General features: G+C 71.3%; 17 protein-coding genes, 1 tRNA gene and 1 other RNA gene. 7 read left to right on the top strand and 12 right to left on the bottom strand.

The window, feature by feature from the left end:
- A partial coding sequence (locus AB0J68_RS09885) for an MFS transporter (RefSeq protein ID WP_363937576.1) occupies positions 1-1555 on the bottom strand: 1555 nt, incomplete at its 3' end.
- 107 nt (positions 1556-1662) lie between these two features.
- Here AB0J68_RS09885 and AB0J68_RS09880 point away from each other — a divergent pair.
- On the top strand, positions 1663-2304 hold the full coding sequence (locus tag AB0J68_RS09880) for an HNH endonuclease family protein (RefSeq protein ID WP_355064859.1): 642 nt from the start codon (positions 1663-1665) through the stop codon (positions 2302-2304).
- Complete coding sequence (locus AB0J68_RS09875; RefSeq protein WP_355064857.1) at positions 2304-2696, top strand: hypothetical protein; 393 nt, start codon at positions 2304-2306, stop codon at positions 2694-2696. The genes AB0J68_RS09880 and AB0J68_RS09875 overlap by 1 nt, the downstream gene beginning before the upstream one ends.
- 128 nt (positions 2697-2824) lie before the next feature.
- Here the strand turns inward: AB0J68_RS09875 and AB0J68_RS09870 are convergent, their stop codons facing one another.
- The 8 genes from AB0J68_RS09870 to AB0J68_RS09835 all read right to left on the bottom strand — a co-directional run bounded on the left by AB0J68_RS09870 (position 2825) and on the right by AB0J68_RS09835 (position 10454).
- Positions 2825-3925, bottom strand: a complete 1101-nt coding sequence (locus tag AB0J68_RS09870) for an oligopeptide/dipeptide ABC transporter ATP-binding protein (RefSeq protein ID WP_354856455.1) — start codon at positions 3923-3925, stop codon at positions 2825-2827.
- Positions 3922-4908: an ABC transporter ATP-binding protein gene (locus tag AB0J68_RS09865; RefSeq protein ID WP_363937572.1), complete on the bottom strand. Its 987-nt coding sequence runs from the start codon at positions 4906-4908 to the stop codon at positions 3922-3924. Before AB0J68_RS09865 ends, AB0J68_RS09870 begins: the two co-directional genes overlap by 4 nt.
- A 55-nt stretch (positions 4909-4963) precedes the next feature.
- On the bottom strand, positions 4964-5923 hold the full coding sequence (locus AB0J68_RS09860) for an ABC transporter permease (protein ID WP_354856549.1): 960 nt from the start codon (positions 5921-5923) through the stop codon (positions 4964-4966).
- 65 nt (positions 5924-5988) lie between these two features.
- Positions 5989-6996 carry an ABC transporter permease gene (locus tag AB0J68_RS09855; protein WP_354856450.1) on the bottom strand — a complete coding sequence of 336 codons (1008 nt, stop codon included), beginning with the start codon at positions 6994-6996 and terminating at the stop codon, positions 5989-5991.
- A gap of 98 nt (positions 6997-7094) precedes the next feature.
- Positions 7095-8768, bottom strand: coding sequence for an ABC transporter substrate-binding protein (locus tag AB0J68_RS09850; protein ID WP_363937569.1), 1674 nt, complete (start codon positions 8766-8768; stop codon positions 7095-7097).
- 228 nt (positions 8769-8996) lie between these two features.
- A complete protein-coding gene (locus AB0J68_RS09845) occupies positions 8997-9455 on the bottom strand; it encodes a hypothetical protein (RefSeq protein ID WP_363937568.1) in 459 nt (152 codons plus the stop codon).
- Positions 9456-9543: 88 nt separating this feature from the next.
- Positions 9544-10137 carry a recombination mediator RecR gene (gene recR, locus AB0J68_RS09840; RefSeq protein ID WP_234583245.1) on the bottom strand — a complete coding sequence of 198 codons (594 nt, stop codon included), beginning with the start codon at positions 10135-10137 and terminating at the stop codon, positions 9544-9546.
- 8 nt (positions 10138-10145) lie between these two features.
- Complete coding sequence (locus AB0J68_RS09835) at positions 10146-10454, bottom strand: YbaB/EbfC family nucleoid-associated protein (protein WP_220090758.1); 309 nt, start codon at positions 10452-10454, stop codon at positions 10146-10148.
- Positions 10455-10728: 274 nt separating this feature from the next.
- On the opposite strand from AB0J68_RS09835, the gene AB0J68_RS09830 reads away from it, so the two are divergent.
- Positions 10729-11421, top strand: coding sequence for a DUF998 domain-containing protein (locus tag AB0J68_RS09830; protein ID WP_363937565.1), 693 nt, complete (start codon positions 10729-10731; stop codon positions 11419-11421).
- A gap of 16 nt (positions 11422-11437) precedes the next feature.
- On the opposite strand, the gene AB0J68_RS09825 is transcribed toward AB0J68_RS09830, so the two are convergent.
- Together AB0J68_RS09825 and ffs are read right to left on the bottom strand one after the other, a co-directional pair.
- Complete coding sequence (locus AB0J68_RS09825; RefSeq protein WP_363937562.1) at positions 11438-14362, bottom strand: DNA polymerase III subunit gamma and tau; 2925 nt, start codon at positions 14360-14362, stop codon at positions 11438-11440.
- 189 nt (positions 14363-14551) lie between these two features.
- An RNA gene (gene ffs, locus AB0J68_RS09820) (signal recognition particle sRNA small type) lies at positions 14552-14641 on the bottom strand.
- 82 nt (positions 14642-14723) lie between these two features.
- On the opposite strand from ffs, the gene AB0J68_RS09815 reads away from it, so the two are divergent.
- Together AB0J68_RS09815 and AB0J68_RS09810 are read left to right on the top strand one after the other, a co-directional pair.
- Positions 14724-14808, top strand: a tRNA-Ser gene (locus AB0J68_RS09815).
- Positions 14809-14885: 77 nt separating this feature from the next.
- Positions 14886-15725, top strand: a complete 840-nt coding sequence (locus AB0J68_RS09810) for a class I SAM-dependent methyltransferase (RefSeq protein ID WP_363937559.1) — start codon at positions 14886-14888, stop codon at positions 15723-15725.
- 193 nt (positions 15726-15918) lie between these two features.
- Here AB0J68_RS09810 and AB0J68_RS09805 read toward each other — a convergent pair whose 3' ends face one another.
- A complete protein-coding gene (locus AB0J68_RS09805) occupies positions 15919-16161 on the bottom strand; it encodes a flavin reductase (RefSeq protein ID WP_354856438.1) in 243 nt (80 codons plus the stop codon).
- Between the two features lie 196 nt (positions 16162-16357).
- On the opposite strand from AB0J68_RS09805, the gene AB0J68_RS09800 reads away from it, so the two are divergent.
- Together AB0J68_RS09800 and AB0J68_RS09795 are read left to right on the top strand one after the other, a co-directional pair.
- Positions 16358-17125: a helix-turn-helix transcriptional regulator gene (locus AB0J68_RS09800; protein ID WP_363937556.1), complete on the top strand. Its 768-nt coding sequence runs from the start codon at positions 16358-16360 to the stop codon at positions 17123-17125.
- Entirely contained in the window at positions 17116-17307 is a 192-nt protein-coding gene (locus AB0J68_RS09795; protein ID WP_363937553.1) for a DUF397 domain-containing protein, read from the top strand. Before AB0J68_RS09800 ends, AB0J68_RS09795 begins: the two co-directional genes overlap by 10 nt.
- Positions 17308-17371 lie beyond the last annotated feature (64 nt).

The following is a 17371-nucleotide window of genomic DNA, read 5'->3' as shown; positions in this document are numbered from 1 at the left end:
GCACGCCCGCGGCCGCCCCCGTTGGGCTGGGGGTCCCCGGGGCCCCCCCACCCCCCCCCCGGCGGGCCGGGGGTGTGGCGGCGGGCATCGAGTGGCAGGGCTGCGACGGCGGGGCCGCCCGGGGCGGTCGGTGCACCAGCACGAGGGCCAGCACCGCTCCGGCCAGCAGCAGCCCCGCACACCAGGCCAGCGCTCCCCGGAACGCGTCGGTCAGCTCGGTCTTCTGCTCGTACCCGCCGCCGGAGAGGCCGACCAGCAGCGGCAGCGCGGCCACCGCGAGCAGACCGCCCGCTCGGGACGCGGCGTTGTTGAAGCCGCTGGCCACCCCGGAGAACCGGTCCTCGACCGCGGCGAGCACCGACGCGGTCAGCGGCGCCACCACCAGGGTCAGCCCGAGGCCGAAGAGCAGCACCCCGGGCAGCACGTCGGTCCAGTACGACGCGCCCGGGCCGACGCCGCGCAGCAGCAGCAGACCGGCGGCGGCCACCACCGGCCCGACGGTCAGCAGCAGCCGGGGGCCGATCCGCGCCGACAGCGCGCCCGCCCGGGCCGACCCGATGAGCAGCAGCACCGTCATCGGCAGCAGCGAGATCCCGGTGCGGAAGGCCGACCACTCGACCACGTTCTGCAGGTAGACGGCGAAGAAGAAGGTGAAGCCGTTGAGCGCCGCGTAGACCACCACGGTGAAGATGTTCAGGACGGAGAAGAGCCGGCTGCCGAACAGCCCGGTGGGCAGCATCGCCGTGTCGCCGCGCCGCCGTTCCAGCAGGACGAAGGCCACCGCGGCCACCACCCCGACCAGCGCGGAGATCAGCACCGACGCCGAGGTGAAGCCCCGGGCGGGCGCGTCGATCAGGGCGTACGTGACGCCGGCGAGCGCCAGCGCGCCGAGCAGCGCCCCGGCCACGTCGAACCGGCGTCGGGTCCGGCCCGGCCCCTGCGTCCGGGAGGCGTTCTCGTCGCGACTCTCCGGCACCCAGCGGGCGGTGGCCAGCACCACCAGCACGGCGATCGGCAGGTTCAGGAAGAAGATCCACCGCCACGACAGCGCGTCGATCAGCCAGCCACCGAGGAACGGGCCCAGCGCGGTGGACACACCGGACAACCCGGCCCAGGCGCCGATCGCCTTCCCCCGGTCGTCCGGGTGGAAGCTGGCCTGGAGCACCGACAGGGAGCCGGGGGTGAGCAGCGCCCCGCCAGCGCCCTGGAGGAACCGGGCCCCGATCAGCCAACCGGTGCCCTGGGACAGCCCGCACAGCACCGAGGCCAGGGTGAACCACGCCACGCCGATCAGGAAGACCCGTCGTCGGCCGAAGCGGTCCCCGAGCGCCCCACCGAGCAGCACGAACGCCGCCAGCATCAGCAGGTACCCGTTCACGGTCCACTGGAGATCGGCCACGTTGGCCCCGAGATCCTGGCCGAGTTTCGGCAGCGCCACGTTGACGACGGTGCTGTCGAGGAAGACCATGCCGGAGGCGAGCACCGCGGCGAGCAGCGTCCCCCGGCCGGCGGCGGTGCCCATCCGCAGAGCGGGCGACGGTACGGCTGTGGTCATCTCACCAATCTGCCTTGCACGATGTGGGAGACGCCACGAAACGCCGAAACCATGCCCGGGTACTGTGCGCAATCGCCGGGAGCCCGCAAGCTGGAGAGGTGTCGTCTGTGCGTACCAGATCAGGACCGCGCGCGGCGGTGACCGCGCTCGTCGCGGCGCTGGCGCTCGGCGTAGCCGGTTGCGTCCCTCCGGACGAGACCGGAACGCCGCCACCACCGACGGACGGCGGCAACGCGGCGCAGCAGCTGGGCCAGCTGACCGTCGCCAACGCCGGCTCGATGAAGGGCTACAGCCGCGACCGCTTTCCGCACTGGCGGAACACGGGTAAGAACTGCGACGTGCGGGACAGCATCCTGCAACGCGACGGCAAGGACGTGAAGCTGTCCGGCTGCAACGTCGTCGGCGGTCGCTGGGAGAGCGCGTACGACGGTCGCAGCGCCACCGATCCCTCCGACGTGGACATCGACCACATGGTGCCGTTGGCCAACGCGTGGCGCTCGGGCGCCGACGAGTGGGACGACGCGAAGCGCGGCGACTTCGCCAACGACACGACCCGGCCGCAGCTCCTCGCGGTTTCCGCGTCCTCCAATCGGGCAAAGGGTGACCAGGACCCGTCCCAGTGGAAACCGGCGAACCGGTCGTACTGGTGCCAATACGCCAAAGACTGGGTGGCGGTCAAGCACCACTGGCGGCTGACGGTGACCAGTGCCGAGAAGGCCGCCCTGACCGACATGCTGGAGGGCTGCTGATGAGCGAGGGAGCCGTGACAGGCGGCGAGGCGAAGGGTGACACAGGCCCGGCCGCGGCGGGCATGACCGCGGATGGCAGCGCCGAACCCTCGGCCGCCGTGCCGGGGGCCGGCATGGTCGCCGATTCCGACGGCGCCGGTGGCCCGCAGAGCCGCACGGCCGACATCGTGCCCGGTCCGGGCGGGGTGATGACCGACGAGGTCGGGGTGGTCACCGGCGAGCTGACCCTGCGCACCGAGTACGCCGACGGCAAGGTCACGCTGCGGGTGCAGTACAAGGACGCGGACGAGTGGTACGCGGTGACCGGCGGCTCGGTGCCGCTCGCCGACCCGGCGGGGCTGGACGCGGTGCACGCCGTGGCGGTGGCCCTGCTGCACCGCCCGGAGGGCTGACGCCACACCCGGGCACCGTCGACCCGTGAGACCGGGGGCCGTCCTGTGGCAGGACGGCCCCCGGTCTCGTCACGGCGTCGGGATCACCTTACTGCGGCATCACGGCGCCGGATCACCTCACTGTGTCGTCACGGCGTCGGGATCAACTCACCCGGCGGGTCGAGCGGGCCGGTGCCCTCGGCCGGGCGCACCAGCTCCACCTCGACCTCGTGTGGCCGGATCCGGCCGGCGGCGATGTCCTCGGCGAAGTGGCAGGCCACCCGGTGCCCGCCGACCACGTCGCGCAGCGCCGGCCGCTCGCTGGCGCAGCGGGTCGGCTGCGCCCACGGGCACCGGGTGTGGAACCGGCAGCCCGACGGCGGGTTGGTGGGCGAGGGTAGGTCGCCGGCGAGCAGGATGCGCTCCCGACGGTCCTCGACGACCGGGTCGGGCACCGGCACCGCGGACATCAGCGCCCGGGTGTACGGGTGCATCGGCTCGCGGTAGAGGTCGTCGCTGGACGCCTCCTCCACCAGACCACCCAGGTACATGACGCCCACCGTGTCGGCGATGTGCCGGACCACCGCCAGGTCGTGCGCGATGATCAGGTACGTCAGGCCGCGCTCGTTCTGCAGGTCCTCGAGCAGGTTGAGCACCTGCGCCTGGATCGACACGTCCAGTGCGGAGACCGGCTCGTCGGCGACGATCAGGTCCGGGTTGAGCACCAGGGCCCGGGCGATGCCGATTCGCTGGCGCTGGCCACCGGAGAACTCGTGCGGGTACTTGCTGAGAGCCGACGCGGGCAGGCCCACCGCCTCCAGCGTCTCGCGCAACCGCCGGTTCGTCTCGGCCTTGTCGCCGGCCAGCCCGTGCGCCTTCAGGCCCTCCACGAGCAGCGACTCCACCGACTGTCGAGGGTCGAGGCTGGAGAGCGGATCCTGGAAGATCATCTGCATGCGGCGGCGGGCGTGCCGCATCGCCTCGCCCTTGAGGGAGCGGACGTCGGTGCCGTCGAAGACGATCTCGCCGTCGGTGGGCTCGACGAGCCGGAGCAGGCCACGGCCCAGCGTCGACTTGCCGCAGCCCGACTCGCCGACCAGGCCGTACGTCTCGCCCTTGCGGATGCTCAGCGACACGCCGTCGACGGCGTAGACGTAGCCGATGGTCCGGTCGAAGAGCAGACCGCTCTTGATCGGAAAGTGGACCTTGACGTCGCGCAGCTCGATCAGCGGGGTGGTCTCTTCGGTCATCGGGCCGCCACCTCCTCGGAGACGGGGTTGTTGCAGCGCAGGTCGCCGCCGGTGGCGGTGGGTTCGAGCGGCGGAGGCCCCTCCAGGCAGGCGTCCACGACGTTGTCGCACCGGGGGGCGAACGCGCACCCCTCGGTCCACGGGATGTTGTCGGAGACCGACCCGCGGATGGCGTGCAGCCGCTCACCGCGGGGTGAGTCCAGCCGCGGCACCGAGTTGAGCAACCCGTGGGTGTACGGGTGCCGGGCGTGCGCGAACAGCTCGTGCCGTCGGGCCCGCTCCACGACTTTGCCGCCGTAGAGCACGTTGACTGTGTCACAGAGCCCGGCCACCACGCCCAGGTCGTGCGTGATCATCACGAGCGCGGTGCCGGTCTCGTCGACCAACTGCTTGAGCAGGGTGAGGATCTGCGCCTGGATGGTCACGTCGAGCGCGGTGGTCGGCTCGTCGGCGATCAGCAGCCGAGGCTTGCAGGCCAGTGCGATGGCGATCAGCGCGCGCTGGCGCATGCCGCCGGAGATCTGGTGCGGGTACTCGCTGAGTCGCCGTTGCGGGTCGGGAATCCCGACGGCGTCGAGCAGGTCGCGTGCTTCCCGCAGCGCCTGCTTGCGGTCCCGGCCCTGGTGGCGTTCCAGCACCTCGGCCACCTGGACGCCGATCGGGATGACCGGGTTCAGCGACGACAACGGGTCCTGGAAGATCATGCTGATCTCCCGGCCGCGCCGGTCCCGCATGTCGTCCGGTCGCAGCTTCAGCAGGTCGGCGCCGTCGAAGTGCACCTCGCCGCTGACCTTGTTGCCCCGCTTGGGCAGCAGGCCCATGATGGCCAGGCTGGTCACGCTCTTGCCGCAGCCGGACTCGCCGACCAGGCCGACGGTCTGCCCCGGCTCCACGGTGAAGCTGACCTTGTCGACGGCGGTGAAGGGCCGCTCGCCCCGCCGCTGGAACACGACGCTCAGGTCACGGACGTCGAGCAGGCTCATCGGGTCACTTCCTCTCGCCGGCTCACGCCGGCCGTGCTGATTGCGCGCACCGCGGTCACCGCCGGTTCTTCGGGTCGATCGCCTCGCGCATCGCCTCACCCAGCAGGGTGAAGCCGAGCGCGACCACGATGATCGCGAGCGCCGGGTAGTACGCCAGCTCCGGACGGACCTCGAAGTAGCGCTGACCGTCCACGCCGAGCATCAGGCCCCACTCGGCCCGGTTGATGTCCGGGTCGCCGAGGCCCAGGAACGAGAGCGCCGCGGCGTCCAGGATGGCCACCGCGAAGGTCAGGGTGGCCTGCACGATCACGGCGGTCAGTGAGTTGGGCAGCATGTGCCGCAGCACGATGTTGCGCTCCTTGACGCCGAGCGCGCGGGCGGCGAGCACGTGGTCGCTCTCCCGCTGGGCAAGCATCGAGCCGCGCAGCAGTCGGGCGAAGATCGGCACGTTGACGATGGCCACCGCGAAGATGACCGTCCACTGGCTCGATCGGCTGGCCATCGCGACCAGGGTGATCGCGAGCAGCAGGCTCGGCAGGGCCAGCATCACGTCGGTGAGTCGCATCAGGACGACGTCGACCCAACCGCCGAAGGCGCCGGCGACCGCGCCGATCAGCACACCGAGAGCCAGACCGATGAGGGTGGCGAGCACGCCCACGAACAGCGTCTGCCGCGCCCCGTAGATCATCCGGGTCAGGAAGTCCCGGCCGAGCGGGTCGGAGCCGAGCGGGAAGTCACCGCTGGCGCCCGGGATGCTGTCCACGGTGAGGTTCTTCGTGAGCTCCTCGAAGCGCTGCACCGGGTCGTGCGGCGCGATGAGCGGGGCGAAGATCGCCACCAGGACGAACAGTCCGACGATGCTGGCGCCGACGATGGCGACCGGGTTGCGCCGCAGCCGGCGCACGGCGTCGCGGACAAGGCTGATGCCGCCCCGGTCGGACGCGCTGGCGCGGGCCAACTCGTCCAGTCGTGCCTTCTTGCGGTCGCCGAGCACGCCGATGCTGCGTTCGCTCATGCCGGGGCGGGGCTTGTCGTCCCCGCTGCGGGGCGTCGGCGCTCCGGCCTGGGTGATGGGGTCACTCATCGCACACGCACCCTGGGGTCGATGAAGGCGTAGGAGAGGTCGACCAGCAGGTTGACCACCACGAAGACCAGCGCCGCGAGCAGGATGATCGCCTGGAGCACCGGGTAGTCCCGGCCGCCGCTGATCGAGTCAGTGATCAGCGTGCCGATGCCACCCCAGTTGTAGACCTTCTCGGTGAGCACCGCGCCGGAGAGGAGCGCGCCGGTCTGCAGGCCGATGGTGGTGACCACCGGGAGCAGCGCGTTGCGCAGGATGTGCCGGCCGCGGATGGTGCGGTGCCGCAGGCCCTTGGCCTCGGCGGTCCGCACGTAGTCCTCGTTGAGGACGTCGAGCACGCTGGCCCGGGTGATCCGCACGATCACCGCCAGCGGGATGGTGGCGAGCGTGATCGCCGGCAGGATCAGGTGCCACAGCGCGTCCGCGCTGGCGTCGAACTCCCGGGTGAGCAGGCCGTCGAGCACGAAGAAGCCGGTGACGTGGGTGTTGTCCAGACCCGTGGTGAGCCGTCCGGACGGCGGGAACCAGTGGATGTTCTGGGTGAAGACGTCCTTGAGCAGATAGCCCAGGAAGAAGATCGGGATGGAGATGCCGAGCAGGGTGCCGGCGATGGTGAGGTTGTCCAGCGATCGTCCGCGCCAGCGAGCGGCGAGGTAGCCGAGCGGCACCCCGAGTCCGACCGCGATGATCATCGCGGCGAGGGCCAGTTCGATGGTGGCCGGGAAGGCGCGGCTGATGACCTCGGTGACCGGGTCACCGGTCCGGATCGAGTTGCCGAAGTCGCCGGTGACGACTCGCTGCATGAACTTGCCGTACTGCACCAGGATCGGCTGGTCGTAGCCGAGCGCCTTGGTCAGCAGCACGCGGCGCTCGGGCGTGGCCCGCTCGCCGAGCAGCGCCTCGACCGGGCCACCGGGCAGGTTCCGCAGCCAGATGAAGATCAGCGCCGACAGCGCTATGAGGGTCACCACCAGCTGCAACAGGCGGCGGACTATGACTCGCAACATCTCTCACACACCAGACTCTCGATGAATCGCGGATCGGCCCGGGCCGGGAGGAACCCCGGACCCGGGCCGATCACGCCTACGGCCTCAGCCGAGGGACGTCACTTGCTGACGCTGACCGTGTTGAATCGCTCGTCGGTCAACGGGCTGGCCACCATGCCCTTGACGTCCTTGGTGACGACGATGGCCGGCGGGGCGTGCCAGAGCGGCACGGCCGGCAGCCACTTGGCGGCGATGTCCCGGTTGACCTGCTCCCAGGCCGCCTTCTTGCCGGCGTCGTCGACAGTGCCGTCGGCCTTGGTGATCGCGTCGAACATCTCGGTCATCGACTGGTCGCCGAACTCGACCTTGGCCCGGCCGAAGAACGTGCCGACGAAGTTGCCCGGGTCGTTGTAGTCACCGGTCCAGCCGAGGATGTGCAGGTCCTGCTTGCCGAACTGCTGCACGTCGTCCTTGAAGCCACCGTTCCACGGGCGAGGCACACCGTTGACCTTGATGCCCACGGCCTGGAGGTCGTTGGCGAGGACGGTGAAGATCTCCTGCGGGTTCGGCATGTACGGCCGGGAGACGTCCGGCGGGTAGTAGAAGTTCAGCGTCAGACCCTCGGCGCCGGCCTCCTTGAGGAGCTGCTTGGCCTTGTCCGGGTTGTACTCGTACTTCTGCACGTCCGGGGCGTAGCCGAGCACGGTGTCCGGCATGAACTCGTCGGCGACCTTGGCGCCACCCGGGCCCTTGGTCTGCACCAGCTGCTGGCGGTTGAGCGCGTAGGCGATCGCCTGGCGCACCCGCAGGTCCTTGAGCTTCGGGTTCTTCTGGTTGAGGCCCAGGTAGAGGACGTTGAACGCCGGGCGGTTGATGACCTGGAAGCCCTCACCCTCCAGCGCCTTGCGGTCGGCCGGGGCCGGGAAGTCGATGCCCTGGACGGTGCCGGCGCGGAGCTCCTGCTTGCGGGTGCTCTCGTCCTTGATGACCTTGATGATCACCTTGTCGACCTTGGCCTTGTCACCCCAGTAGTCCGCGTTGCGGTTCAGGGTGATCTCGTTCTTGGCCTTGTCCCAGCCACCGAAGGTGAACGGGCCGGTGCCGACCGGGTTGGTGGTGGCGAACGCGCTGTACTCGAACGAGTCGCCGTTCTGCTTCACCGTGTTGGCGTCGTACTTCTTCAGCGCCTCAGGGCTGGCGATCGAGAGCGAGGTCAGCGCGAACGCGCCGGGGAACGCCCCCTTGTACTGGTTGAGGGTGACGACGGCGGTGCCGCCGTCCTTCGCCTCACACTTGTTGTAGATCGCCTTGCCGGCGTCCGGGCTCTCGTTGTTGGCGAAGCCCCCGAAGACGTCCATGTAGTAGATCATCTGGGACTGGGCGGCAGCGCCCTTCATGTTGTACCAACGGTCGAAGTTGAAGCAGACCGCCGCGGCGTCGAACGGTGTGCCGTCGTGGAACTTCACACCCTGGCGGAGCTTGAACGTCCAGACCTTGCCCTCGGGGTCGTGCTCCCAACTCTCGGCCAGGCCGCCCTGCAGCTCCGCGGTGCCCGGCTTGTGGCTCACCAGGGTGTCGAACATCTGCCGGACCGGCCGGAACGACTCACCGTCATCGTTGAAGATCGGATCGAAGTTCTTCGGGTCACCGGCACCCGCGAAGATGAAGGTGCCGCCAGTCTTGGCCTCGCCACTGCCACCGTCGCGCTCGCTCTTCGCGCAGCCGGCCGCGCCGACCGCCAGAGCGGCAACGGCCGCGATGGCCACAGCCGATTTAAGCCTTCTCGCCTGCATCTCTCACCTCTGTCATGCGCATGACCACGCCGAGCTGTGGCTCGGTCCGTGTGCGGGAGGCTATGACATGTAACACCGGAAGCGGAACGGCCGTCAGGCAATCGCTACCAAGCCGACACCTTGCGCGGACGTCTGACAGTCGACGGCACGGCGAATACATAGAGCGACACATGACCCGACGCCACGAAGCCAGCCGTCGACGCCGGTTGCCGACGACCTCGGGACGCGTCAGGAGGGCGACGGCCAGGCCACGGGTGGTGGGCAGGCGGCCAGCCGCTCGACGGCCGAACCCGCCGCAGCGGTACCCAGGTCGTGGAAGGTCACGCGGTGGCAGGCGGTCAGGTTGCTCGCTCCGAACAACGTGCCGACAGGGGCGGAACCGTACACGACCACCACCAGGCCGGAAGTCCGGCGAACCTCCCGAACCTCGACCCGGGCACCCTCCGCGACCACCGCCAACCGTTCGTCGGTCGGCGCCGGGTCGCCGGTGGCGACCACCGCGGCGGCGTACGCCTGGGCGTCACGGGTCACGGCGGCTTCGGCCCCGGCCTCCTCCGCGCGGGTGTCCGCGGCCAGTCGCCGGCTCCCCACCTCGATCGCCACGATGACGCCAGCGATCACCAGGGCCAGCACGACCACCAGCACCGCCGGAGCCCAGGACCGCTGGTCCGGCCGCCGCGTCGCCACACGCCACCTCCCCCGGGTACGCCGGTGGGCCCGCGCTCGTCGCACGGACCCACTCAGTTGTAGCCCACCCCCGACAGTCTGTGGGGGGTCAGACGGCTCGGCGGCCCTCGAAGGCCCGGCCCAGGGTGATCTCGTCGGCGTACTCCAGATCGCCGCCAACGGGCAGCCCACTGGCCAGCCGGGTCACCGCGATCCCCATCGGCTTCACCATCAGCGCCAGATAGGTGGCGGTCGCCTCGCCCTCCGTGTTCGGATCGGTGGCCAGGATCAACTCCCGGACCGCGCCGCCGCTCAACCGGGTCATCAGCTCGCGGATGCGCAGGTTGTCCGGGCCGATCCCCTCTAGCGGATTGATCGCGCCGCCGAGCACGTGGTAGCGACCGCGGAACTCACCGGTCCGCTCGATGGCCACCACGTCCTTGGGTTCCTCCACCACGCACAGCACCTCGTCGGTGCGGCGCTGATCGCGGCAGATCCGGCACTGCTCGGACTCGGCCACGTTGTAACAGGTCGTGCAGAAGCGCACCAGCTCCTTGACCTTGCGCAGCGCGCCGGCCAGCCGGTTGACGTCGGCCGGGTCGGCCGACAGGACGTGGAACGCGATCCGCTGGGCGCTCTTCGGGCCCACGCCCGGCAGTCGTCCCAGCTCGTCGATCAGATCCTGGATGGCGCCTTCGTACATCTGCCGGCTCAGAAACCGGGCAGGCCGAGGCCGCCCATGCCGCCGGCGACCGGACCCATCTTGCGCTCGGTCAACTCGCGCGCGGCCTCGGCGGCGTTGTGCACGGCCGCGACCACCAGGTCTTCGAGGGTCTCCACGTCGTCCGGGTCGACGGCCTTCGGGTCGATCTTGATGGCCTTCAGGTCACCGGAGCCGGAGACGGTCGCGGTGACCAGCCCTCCGCCGGCCGTGCCGGTCAGCTCGGCCTCGGCCAGCTCGGCCTGGGCGGCGGCGATCTGCTGCTGCATCTTCTGCGCCTGCTTCAGCATCTGCTGCATGTTCGGCTGTCCACCTGGGCGCACGGATGGCTCCTTCTCGCACTCGTCTGCTCGGCCGCCGACCAGCCTAACCGCTGGGACCGACCCCGCCCCGCCCGGTGCGTCCGCCCACGCCGGGCATGCCGGCTTCCGCACGCGGGCCGGGAACGACCGGGTTCACAACCGGCCGACGAGCCGCCCGCCCGAACGACCCGCTAGGTATGGCTGGCACCACCCCGAACCGGCCCTCTGCGGGTAGTGCGTCGGCACCCACCGCGCTGGTCTGCTCGACAGCATGAACCTCAACCCCGCGGGCCGGGTCGGCGCACTGTGCTGGGTGATCGCCGCACCGGTCTTCCTCGTCGCCAGCCTGGTCACCGGCCTGCGCTGGCGCGAGCCGGCCTACAGCTGGGCCAGCCACAACATCAGCGACCTCGGCAACGTCCACTGCGGCATCTGGGACACCACCCGACCCCGGTACGTCTGCTCCCCCTGGCACCCGTTGATGAACGCCGCGACACTGGCCACGGCCGTGCTGCTCGCCGCCGGGCTCCTGCTGACCTGGCGGTTGCTCGGTCGCGGCGCGGTGGTGCGCTCCGCGCAGACGCTGCTGTTGCTGGCGGCCGGCGGGTACGCCCTGGCGGCCCGCTACCCGGCCGACGTCGACGAGAACCTGCACGTCCTCGGCGCATTCCTGATCATGGGACTGGGCAACGTCGGGCTGCTCCTCGCCGGCTTCGCGCCGCACACCACGGTGCTCGGCCGGTGGCGAGCGCTCACCCTTGCCGCCGGGTTGACCGCGCTTGCGGGGACCGTGCTGTTCTTCGCCCAGCAGGGTTTCGGGATCGGAGTGGGCGGTATGGAACGCGTAGCAGTGCTGCCCTTCCCCGTGTGGGCCTGCTGCCTGGGCGCCCTGCTCGCCGAAACCCCGCCCGGCCCCGTCGCTCAGGAGGCCGCGGTGTCGGCCGAGAGCCACACCACTTCATGATCGACGGGGCAGGGCGTCAGCGGGCGTCCACCTCGTCGATCTTCTCGGCGCCGAAGGTCTCCCGGAGCAGCCGTACCGCCTGCTCCTCGCTCGACTCCCGGGCGGTCTTCTCGTCGATGACCTCGTCCAACGGTTCGTCGCCCGGGTCGAACCCCTCGTAGGTCGGTACCGCCGCCGGTGCCGCGCCGCTCGGGCGCCTCCCGCGCTGCGGGCCGTCGAAGTCCGGGTCGTAAGGCGGTTCGCCGGCCCATTCGGCGTCCGCGACGGGCCGGGCCGCCGATGCGGTACGCGCGCCGCGCCCCGCCGCCGCCGCTCGTGCGGCGGCGATGGCGCTGCTCACCGGTGCGCCACCGGCTGCCGCCGGCTGCCGGGCCGCCGGCGTCGGGTTGGCCGCCCGTGCGTCCGGCTGACCGGTCACGGCGCCGGAGCCGCCGGAGCCGCCACCGTTCGCCCCCGGGCCGGCACCGTTCGATTTGGTGTGGGCCGCGTCGGCGCCGTTCACGCCTGTCGACACGGGTGCGGAGGAGCCGCCCGAGGCGGAGTCGCGGTCGTCCACGGCGGTACCGCCCGGCCGGGCGGCCTCCGGCCAGTCGTCGTCATCCGTCGCCTGGGCGGCGGGAGCATTGCCACCGGGGCGCGCAGCCTCCGGCCAGTCGTCCTCGTCGTCAGGTGTCGCAGCCGCCGGGGTGTTCGTCGAGCCAGCCGCGGCGGCCGTGTTCGTCGAGGCCGGAGACACGTTGGGCGATGTGTTCGTGGGGGCAGGTCGGACATCCGCCGAAGCAGGCGACGCGGCGGCAGCGGCCGGCGCGGCAACCGAGGCCGACGTCGGCGCAACCGCGGTCGGCGCGGCCTGGGTCGGCGCGGTCGGCTGCGCGGCAGAGGTCGGAGCGGTCGGGGTCGGCGCGAACGGCTGGGCGGCAGCGGCCGGCACGGCAGCGGCCGGCGCGGACGGCTGCGCGGCAGCGGTCGGAGCGGCCGAGGTCGGCGCGGTCGGTGCCGGCGCGGCAGCGGTCGGGCGGGGCGGCGCGGCCGGCTGGGAGCGCGGTGGGCCGGACAGCGACACGCCACCCCGCTCGCCGGCCACCTCGCAGCGGATCTGCCAGCGTCCGCCCAGCTCCTCGTAGAGCGCGTCGGTGAGCACCGCCGAGTGGTCGGCCATCATCTTGGCCAGCACGGTGGACTTCACCGTCAGCACCAGCATGTCGCCGTCGAGTTCCCGCACCACCGCGTCGCGCATGAGGGCGGCGATCCGCTTGTTGGTCCGGTTGACCTTGCCGACCACGTCGGGCCAGGCCCGGCGAACGGCCACCGCGTCCAGCGCGGCGGCCGGCGCACCGGGGCGAGGCGGCACGGGTGTCGCCGGGTCGGGCAGCACGGCCGACGGCGGCACCACGCGACGCGGGGCCGGCGAGACGGGTGCAGCGGCCGGATCAGTGGAGGTCGACGCGGCGACGGCCGACGCACCGGGCGAGGCCGGAATCGGTGAGTCGGCCCTCGATGGCGCGTGCGCGGCCGGTACGCCGGGAACGCGAGCGCCCGAACCCACAGCACCCGAACCCACAACGCCCGAACCCACAACGCCCGAGCTCGCAGTGTCTGCGGCCCGCGCGCCGGGGGTCGGGGACGCGGTCGGGTCGACGTCCCACGGCGGTGCGGAGGTCGGGGCATTGGCGGGTGCCGGGGTGGCGGCAGCCGGGACCGGAGGGGCGTGCTGTGGGCGTACCCCTTGGTGGGCTGCTGACGCGGAGCCGGCGGCGGCCGACGGCGCGTCGGTGCTGCCCAGGGTGAGCCGGCGTTCCATCCGTTCGAGGCGCTGGAGGAGGCCGCCGGCGGAGTCGTCCACGCCGGGCAGCAGCATCCGGGCGCAGATCAGCTCCAGCAGCAGGCGGGGCGCGGTGGTGCCGCGCATCTCCACCAGGCCGTCGTGCACGATGTCGGCGCAGCGGGAGAGCGTGGCCGGGCCGAGTTGGGACGCCTGGGCGGCCATCCGCTCGATCTGGTCGGCGGGGCCGTCGATGAGGCCCTTCGCGGCGGCGTCCGGCACCTGCTGGATCACGATCAGGTCGCGCAGCCGTTCCAGCAGGTCGGAGGCGAACCGGCGCGGGTCGTGCCCGGCCTCGGCGACCCGGTCGACGGTGGCGTACGCGGCGGCGCCGTCACCGGCGGCCAGCGCGTCGCACATCTCGTCGATCAACGCGGCGTCGGTGACCCCGAGCAGCGCGGCGGCGCGGGCGTAGCTGACGCCCTCCGGGCCGGCGCCGGCGATGAGCTGGTCGAGCACGGAGAGGCTGTCCCGGGCGCTGCCGCCACCGGCGCGAACCACCAGCGGGAAGACCGCCGGCTCGACGGCGACGCCCTCGGCCTGGGTGAGCTGCTCCAGGTACGGGCGGAGGATCTTCGGCGGGATCAGCCGGAACGGGTAGTGGTGGGTCCGCGACCGGATCGTGCCGAGGACCTTCTCCGGCTCGGTGGTGGCGAAGATGAACTTGACGTACTCCGGGGGCTCCTCGACGAGCTTGAGCAGGGCGTTGAAGCCCTGGGTCGAGACCATGTGCGCCTCGTCGATCACGTAGATCTTGAAGCGGCTGCTGGCTGGCGCGAAGAACGCGCGCTCGCGCAGCTCACGGGCGTCGTCGACACCACCGTGGCTGGCCGCGTCGATCTCGATCACGTCGATGGAGCCGGCGCCGTCGATGGCGAGCGAGCGGCACGACTCACACTTGCCGCACGGCTCGGGGGTGGGGCCCTGCTCGCAGTTGAGCGAGCGGGCCAGGATCCGGGCGCTGGACGTCTTGCCGCAGCCACGGGGGCCGGAGAAGAGGTAGGCGTGGTTGAGCCGGCCGCTGCGCAACGCCTGCGACAACGGCTCGGTGACGTGCTCCTGCCCGATGACCTCGGCGAAGGTACGTGGCCGGTACTTGCGGTAGAGCGCCAGCGTCACTCGTCCCGCCTCCTCTCGACCGAGCCATTCTGCGCCGGTCGGGCGCGGGTGACCACCCACCCCGCCGGGCAGCTTGGGTTACCCCGGGTTGCCGCGCTTGATCGACTCCATCTCGGCGACGTGGCGGTATCCACGGCCCAGAACAGCCCCACATCGGCGACCTGGAGTGGATCAAGGCCCCGGAGACAAAAAGGCCTCCCGTGCACCCGGCAGAGCTCGCTTATCCTTGCTGCCTTCCGGCCCTGGGGAGGTTCACGAGATACCGCCGCACGGGAGGTGACGCCAACCCTACCCGACGGCTCGTCGATCTTCAGGGGGTGGTGGGGTGGCCCGGCCGGCAAGGGCCTGTATCCTGGCTCGCGGAGGATTCGCCTAGAGGCCTAGGGCGCACGCTTGGAAAGCGTGTTGGGTTTACACCCTCACGAGTTCGAATCTCGTATCCTCCGCTCGCCTGAGCAGCAGAAACGCCCAGCAGACCGATAACAGGTCGGCTGGGCGTTCTTGCTGTGGTCTCATCGACGCCATGGCCGAGACCGCGTGGGAGTGGGACGAGACGTTGTACGCGGGCAGCGCGCACCACTACAGCGTGGGCCGGCTGCCCTATCCGCCCGAACTCGTCGACGCCATCCGTACGGCGCTCGACCTGGATGGCACCGGTCGCCTCCTGGACGTCGGGTGTGGCCCCGGGTCGTTGACGCTGCTGCTGGCGCCGCTGTTCGAGGCGGCGGTGGGGGTCGACCCCGACCGGGACATGCTCGCCGAGGCGCAGCGCAGAGCCGCCGAGTCGGGGGCCACCGCCGTCGAGTGGCGGCACCTGCGCGCCGAGGCTCTGCCGGCCGACCTGGGTACGTTCCGGGTGGCGACGTTCGCCCAGTCGTTCCACTGGATGGACCGGCCGTTGGTGGCCCGGCGAGTCCGCGACATGCTCGCGCCCGACGGGGCCTGGGTCCACGTCAGCGCCACCACTCATCAGGGCGTGACCGGAAACGACGACAGGTTGCCCTACCCGCGACCGCCCTGGCCGCAGATCACCGAGCTGGTCGCGCGCTACCTGGGGCCGGTGCGCCGGGCCGGTCAGGGGTCGCTGCCCGCCGGCACCCCCAGCGGCGAGGGCGAGATCATGCTCGCGGCGGGCTTCACCGGCCCCACCCGGGTCACTGTCGAACAGGGGATGGTCGTGGAACGCCCGGTGGACGAGATCGTCTCGGCGGTGTTCTCGCTGTCCAGTTCGGCACCGCACCTGTTCGGCGATCGGCGGCCCGCGTTCGAGGCCGACCTGCGCGAGCTGTTGACGGCGACGGCGCGGGACGGCCGCTTCGCCGAGCGACGACGCGACATCGACATCGTGATCTGGCGACCCTGACCGGCGGAGCGAGCTTTGCGGCCGCGTCTTCGAGGGCTGGCGCGGCTGGCCCGCGCGCCGAAACGACGAGATCTTGGACAGTTTCCGTTCGGAGCTAACGGAAATTGTCCAAGATCTGGAGCCAGACCGCCCGCCGGACCTCCCGTCGGCGGGCCGGCAGAGGTCCACGGCGGCGCGTACCGTGCCCAGACTCTCACCCCCGGGCGCGAGTCCAGGAGAAGAAGCGCTCGGTGAGCCGGGCCGGGTCGACGTCCCGGAGGTGTTCACCGGCCTCGGCCTGGAGCGTCGCCAGGTAGATGGTCAACGCCAGCCGGTCCTGCCGGTACTCCCCGAGCAGTCGCAGTTTCGCTGGCGAGCAGGGCCAGGCGATGCCGCACGCCTGACATCGCCAGGTGGGTCGGATCGGCAGGTGGTTCCGGTGGCGACGGCGGGGCAAGAGTCAGCCTCCTTCGCTGGTGGAGGGAGTCACCCCGCCTCCGCGTCGGGGCGACCCCGGACTGACGCCGACCGCCGGGTTGCTGCGCCTCCACCGGCCACGCCGTCTTCTGCAACCACCCTCGGGCGCGTCACCGGGCAGATACAGGGCGTAGCTATATGGTTCTCAGATATTCGAGACATCCGATGGAGGGGCCGTGAACGACGCGCTGCGGGTGGCACTGAACGACACCGGGCACACCACCGAATCGCTCGCCGAGACCGTCGGCGTCGACCCGAAGACCGTGGCGCGCTGGCTGACCGAGGGCCGCATCCCGCATCCTCGGCACCGGTTCGCGGCAGCGGAAGCCCTCCACAAGGACGTGTCGGACATCTGGCCGGACACTTCAAGACGTCGTGACCCCATCTGGTTTCGTCCGTGGCAGGAGATCGAGCGCGAGGCGGTGTCGCTGCGCTCATTCGAGTCAACCGTCCTGCCGGGCCTGCTCCAGACCGAGGCGTACGCCCGCGCGGTCCTCGGCGGCGCGGGCCTGATCCCCCGCGGCGAGATCGAGCGGCACCTCACCGTGCGGCTCAACCGGCAGGGCGTGCTGAAGCGGGACGACCCGCCGCAGTTCACGGCCGTCATCGACGAGGCGATCCTCCGCCGGCCGGTGGGCGGCCGGGCGACCATGCGCGAGCAGCTGCTGGCCGTGGTCGCCGCCTGCGCGGAGCCGCACATCCGGGTGCACGTGGTGCCCAGCGCGGTCGGCGCGTACGCCGGCCTCAACGGGCCGTTCGTGATCGCCCACAGCCACGACCATCGGGTCGCCGGCTACCTGGACAACCAGCTTCAGGGACAAGTCGCTAGCGACCCCGACGACATCGCGGCCATGATGGCGGCATGGGAAAACGTGCGCGGCGAGGCGCTGTCGCACTGGCAGTCGGTCGATCTGATGACGGAAGTGGCGGAGACATGGAGCTGAACGGCGCCCGGTGGCGCAAGAGCAGCCGCAGCAGCGGCAACGGTGGCAACTGTGTCGAGGTCGCCGACAACCTGCCCGGCGTGATCGGCGTACGCGATTCCAAGGACCCGAGCGGCCCGGCGCTCGCCTTCGCGCCGACGGCCTGGCGCGCGTTCGTCACCCAGGTCGCCCGCCGCGCCTGACACCCGCGAGGGCTCACCGCCGCAGATCTTGGACAGTTTCCGTTCACGCGGAACGGAAAATGTC

Origin of the sequence: Micromonospora sp. NPDC049580 (assembly GCF_040675595.1) — a bacterium.
Lineage (GTDB): Bacteria > Actinomycetota > Actinomycetes > Mycobacteriales > Micromonosporaceae > Micromonospora.
Note: the sequence above shows the minus strand (reverse complement) of the source record. Positions and strands in the feature narration are given on the sequence as shown.

What these genes read in the sequence shown, in the direction of transcription:
- AB0J68_RS09795 (WP_363937553.1), top strand. Translation starts at nt 17,116, where the DNA reads ATGGAGCTGAACGGCGCCCGGTGGCGCAAGAGCAGCCGCAGCAGCGGC.
- AB0J68_RS09810 (WP_363937559.1), top strand. Translation starts at nt 14,886, where the DNA reads ATGGCCGAGACCGCGTGGGAGTGGGACGAGACGTTGTACGCGGGCAGC.
- AB0J68_RS09830 (WP_363937565.1), top strand. Translation starts at nt 10,729, where the DNA reads ATGAACCTCAACCCCGCGGGCCGGGTCGGCGCACTGTGCTGGGTGATC.
- AB0J68_RS09875 (WP_355064857.1), top strand. Translation starts at nt 2,304, where the DNA reads ATGAGCGAGGGAGCCGTGACAGGCGGCGAGGCGAAGGGTGACACAGGC.
- AB0J68_RS09835 (WP_220090758.1), bottom strand. Translation starts at nt 10,454, where the DNA reads ATGCAGCAGATGCTGAAGCAGGCGCAGAAGATGCAGCAGCAGATCGCC.
- AB0J68_RS09860 (WP_354856549.1), bottom strand. Translation starts at nt 5,923, where the DNA reads ATGAGCGAACGCAGCATCGGCGTGCTCGGCGACCGCAAGAAGGCACGA.
- AB0J68_RS09870 (WP_354856455.1), bottom strand. Translation starts at nt 3,925, where the DNA reads ATGACCGAAGAGACCACCCCGCTGATCGAGCTGCGCGACGTCAAGGTC.
- recR (WP_234583245.1), bottom strand. Translation starts at nt 10,137, where the DNA reads ATGTACGAAGGCGCCATCCAGGATCTGATCGACGAGCTGGGACGACTG.
- AB0J68_RS09850 (WP_363937569.1), bottom strand. Translation starts at nt 8,768, where the DNA reads ATGCAGGCGAGAAGGCTTAAATCGGCTGTGGCCATCGCGGCCGTTGCC.
- AB0J68_RS09855 (WP_354856450.1), bottom strand. Translation starts at nt 6,996, where the DNA reads ATGTTGCGAGTCATAGTCCGCCGCCTGTTGCAGCTGGTGGTGACCCTC.
- AB0J68_RS09865 (WP_363937572.1), bottom strand. Translation starts at nt 4,908, where the DNA reads ATGAGCCTGCTCGACGTCCGTGACCTGAGCGTCGTGTTCCAGCGGCGG.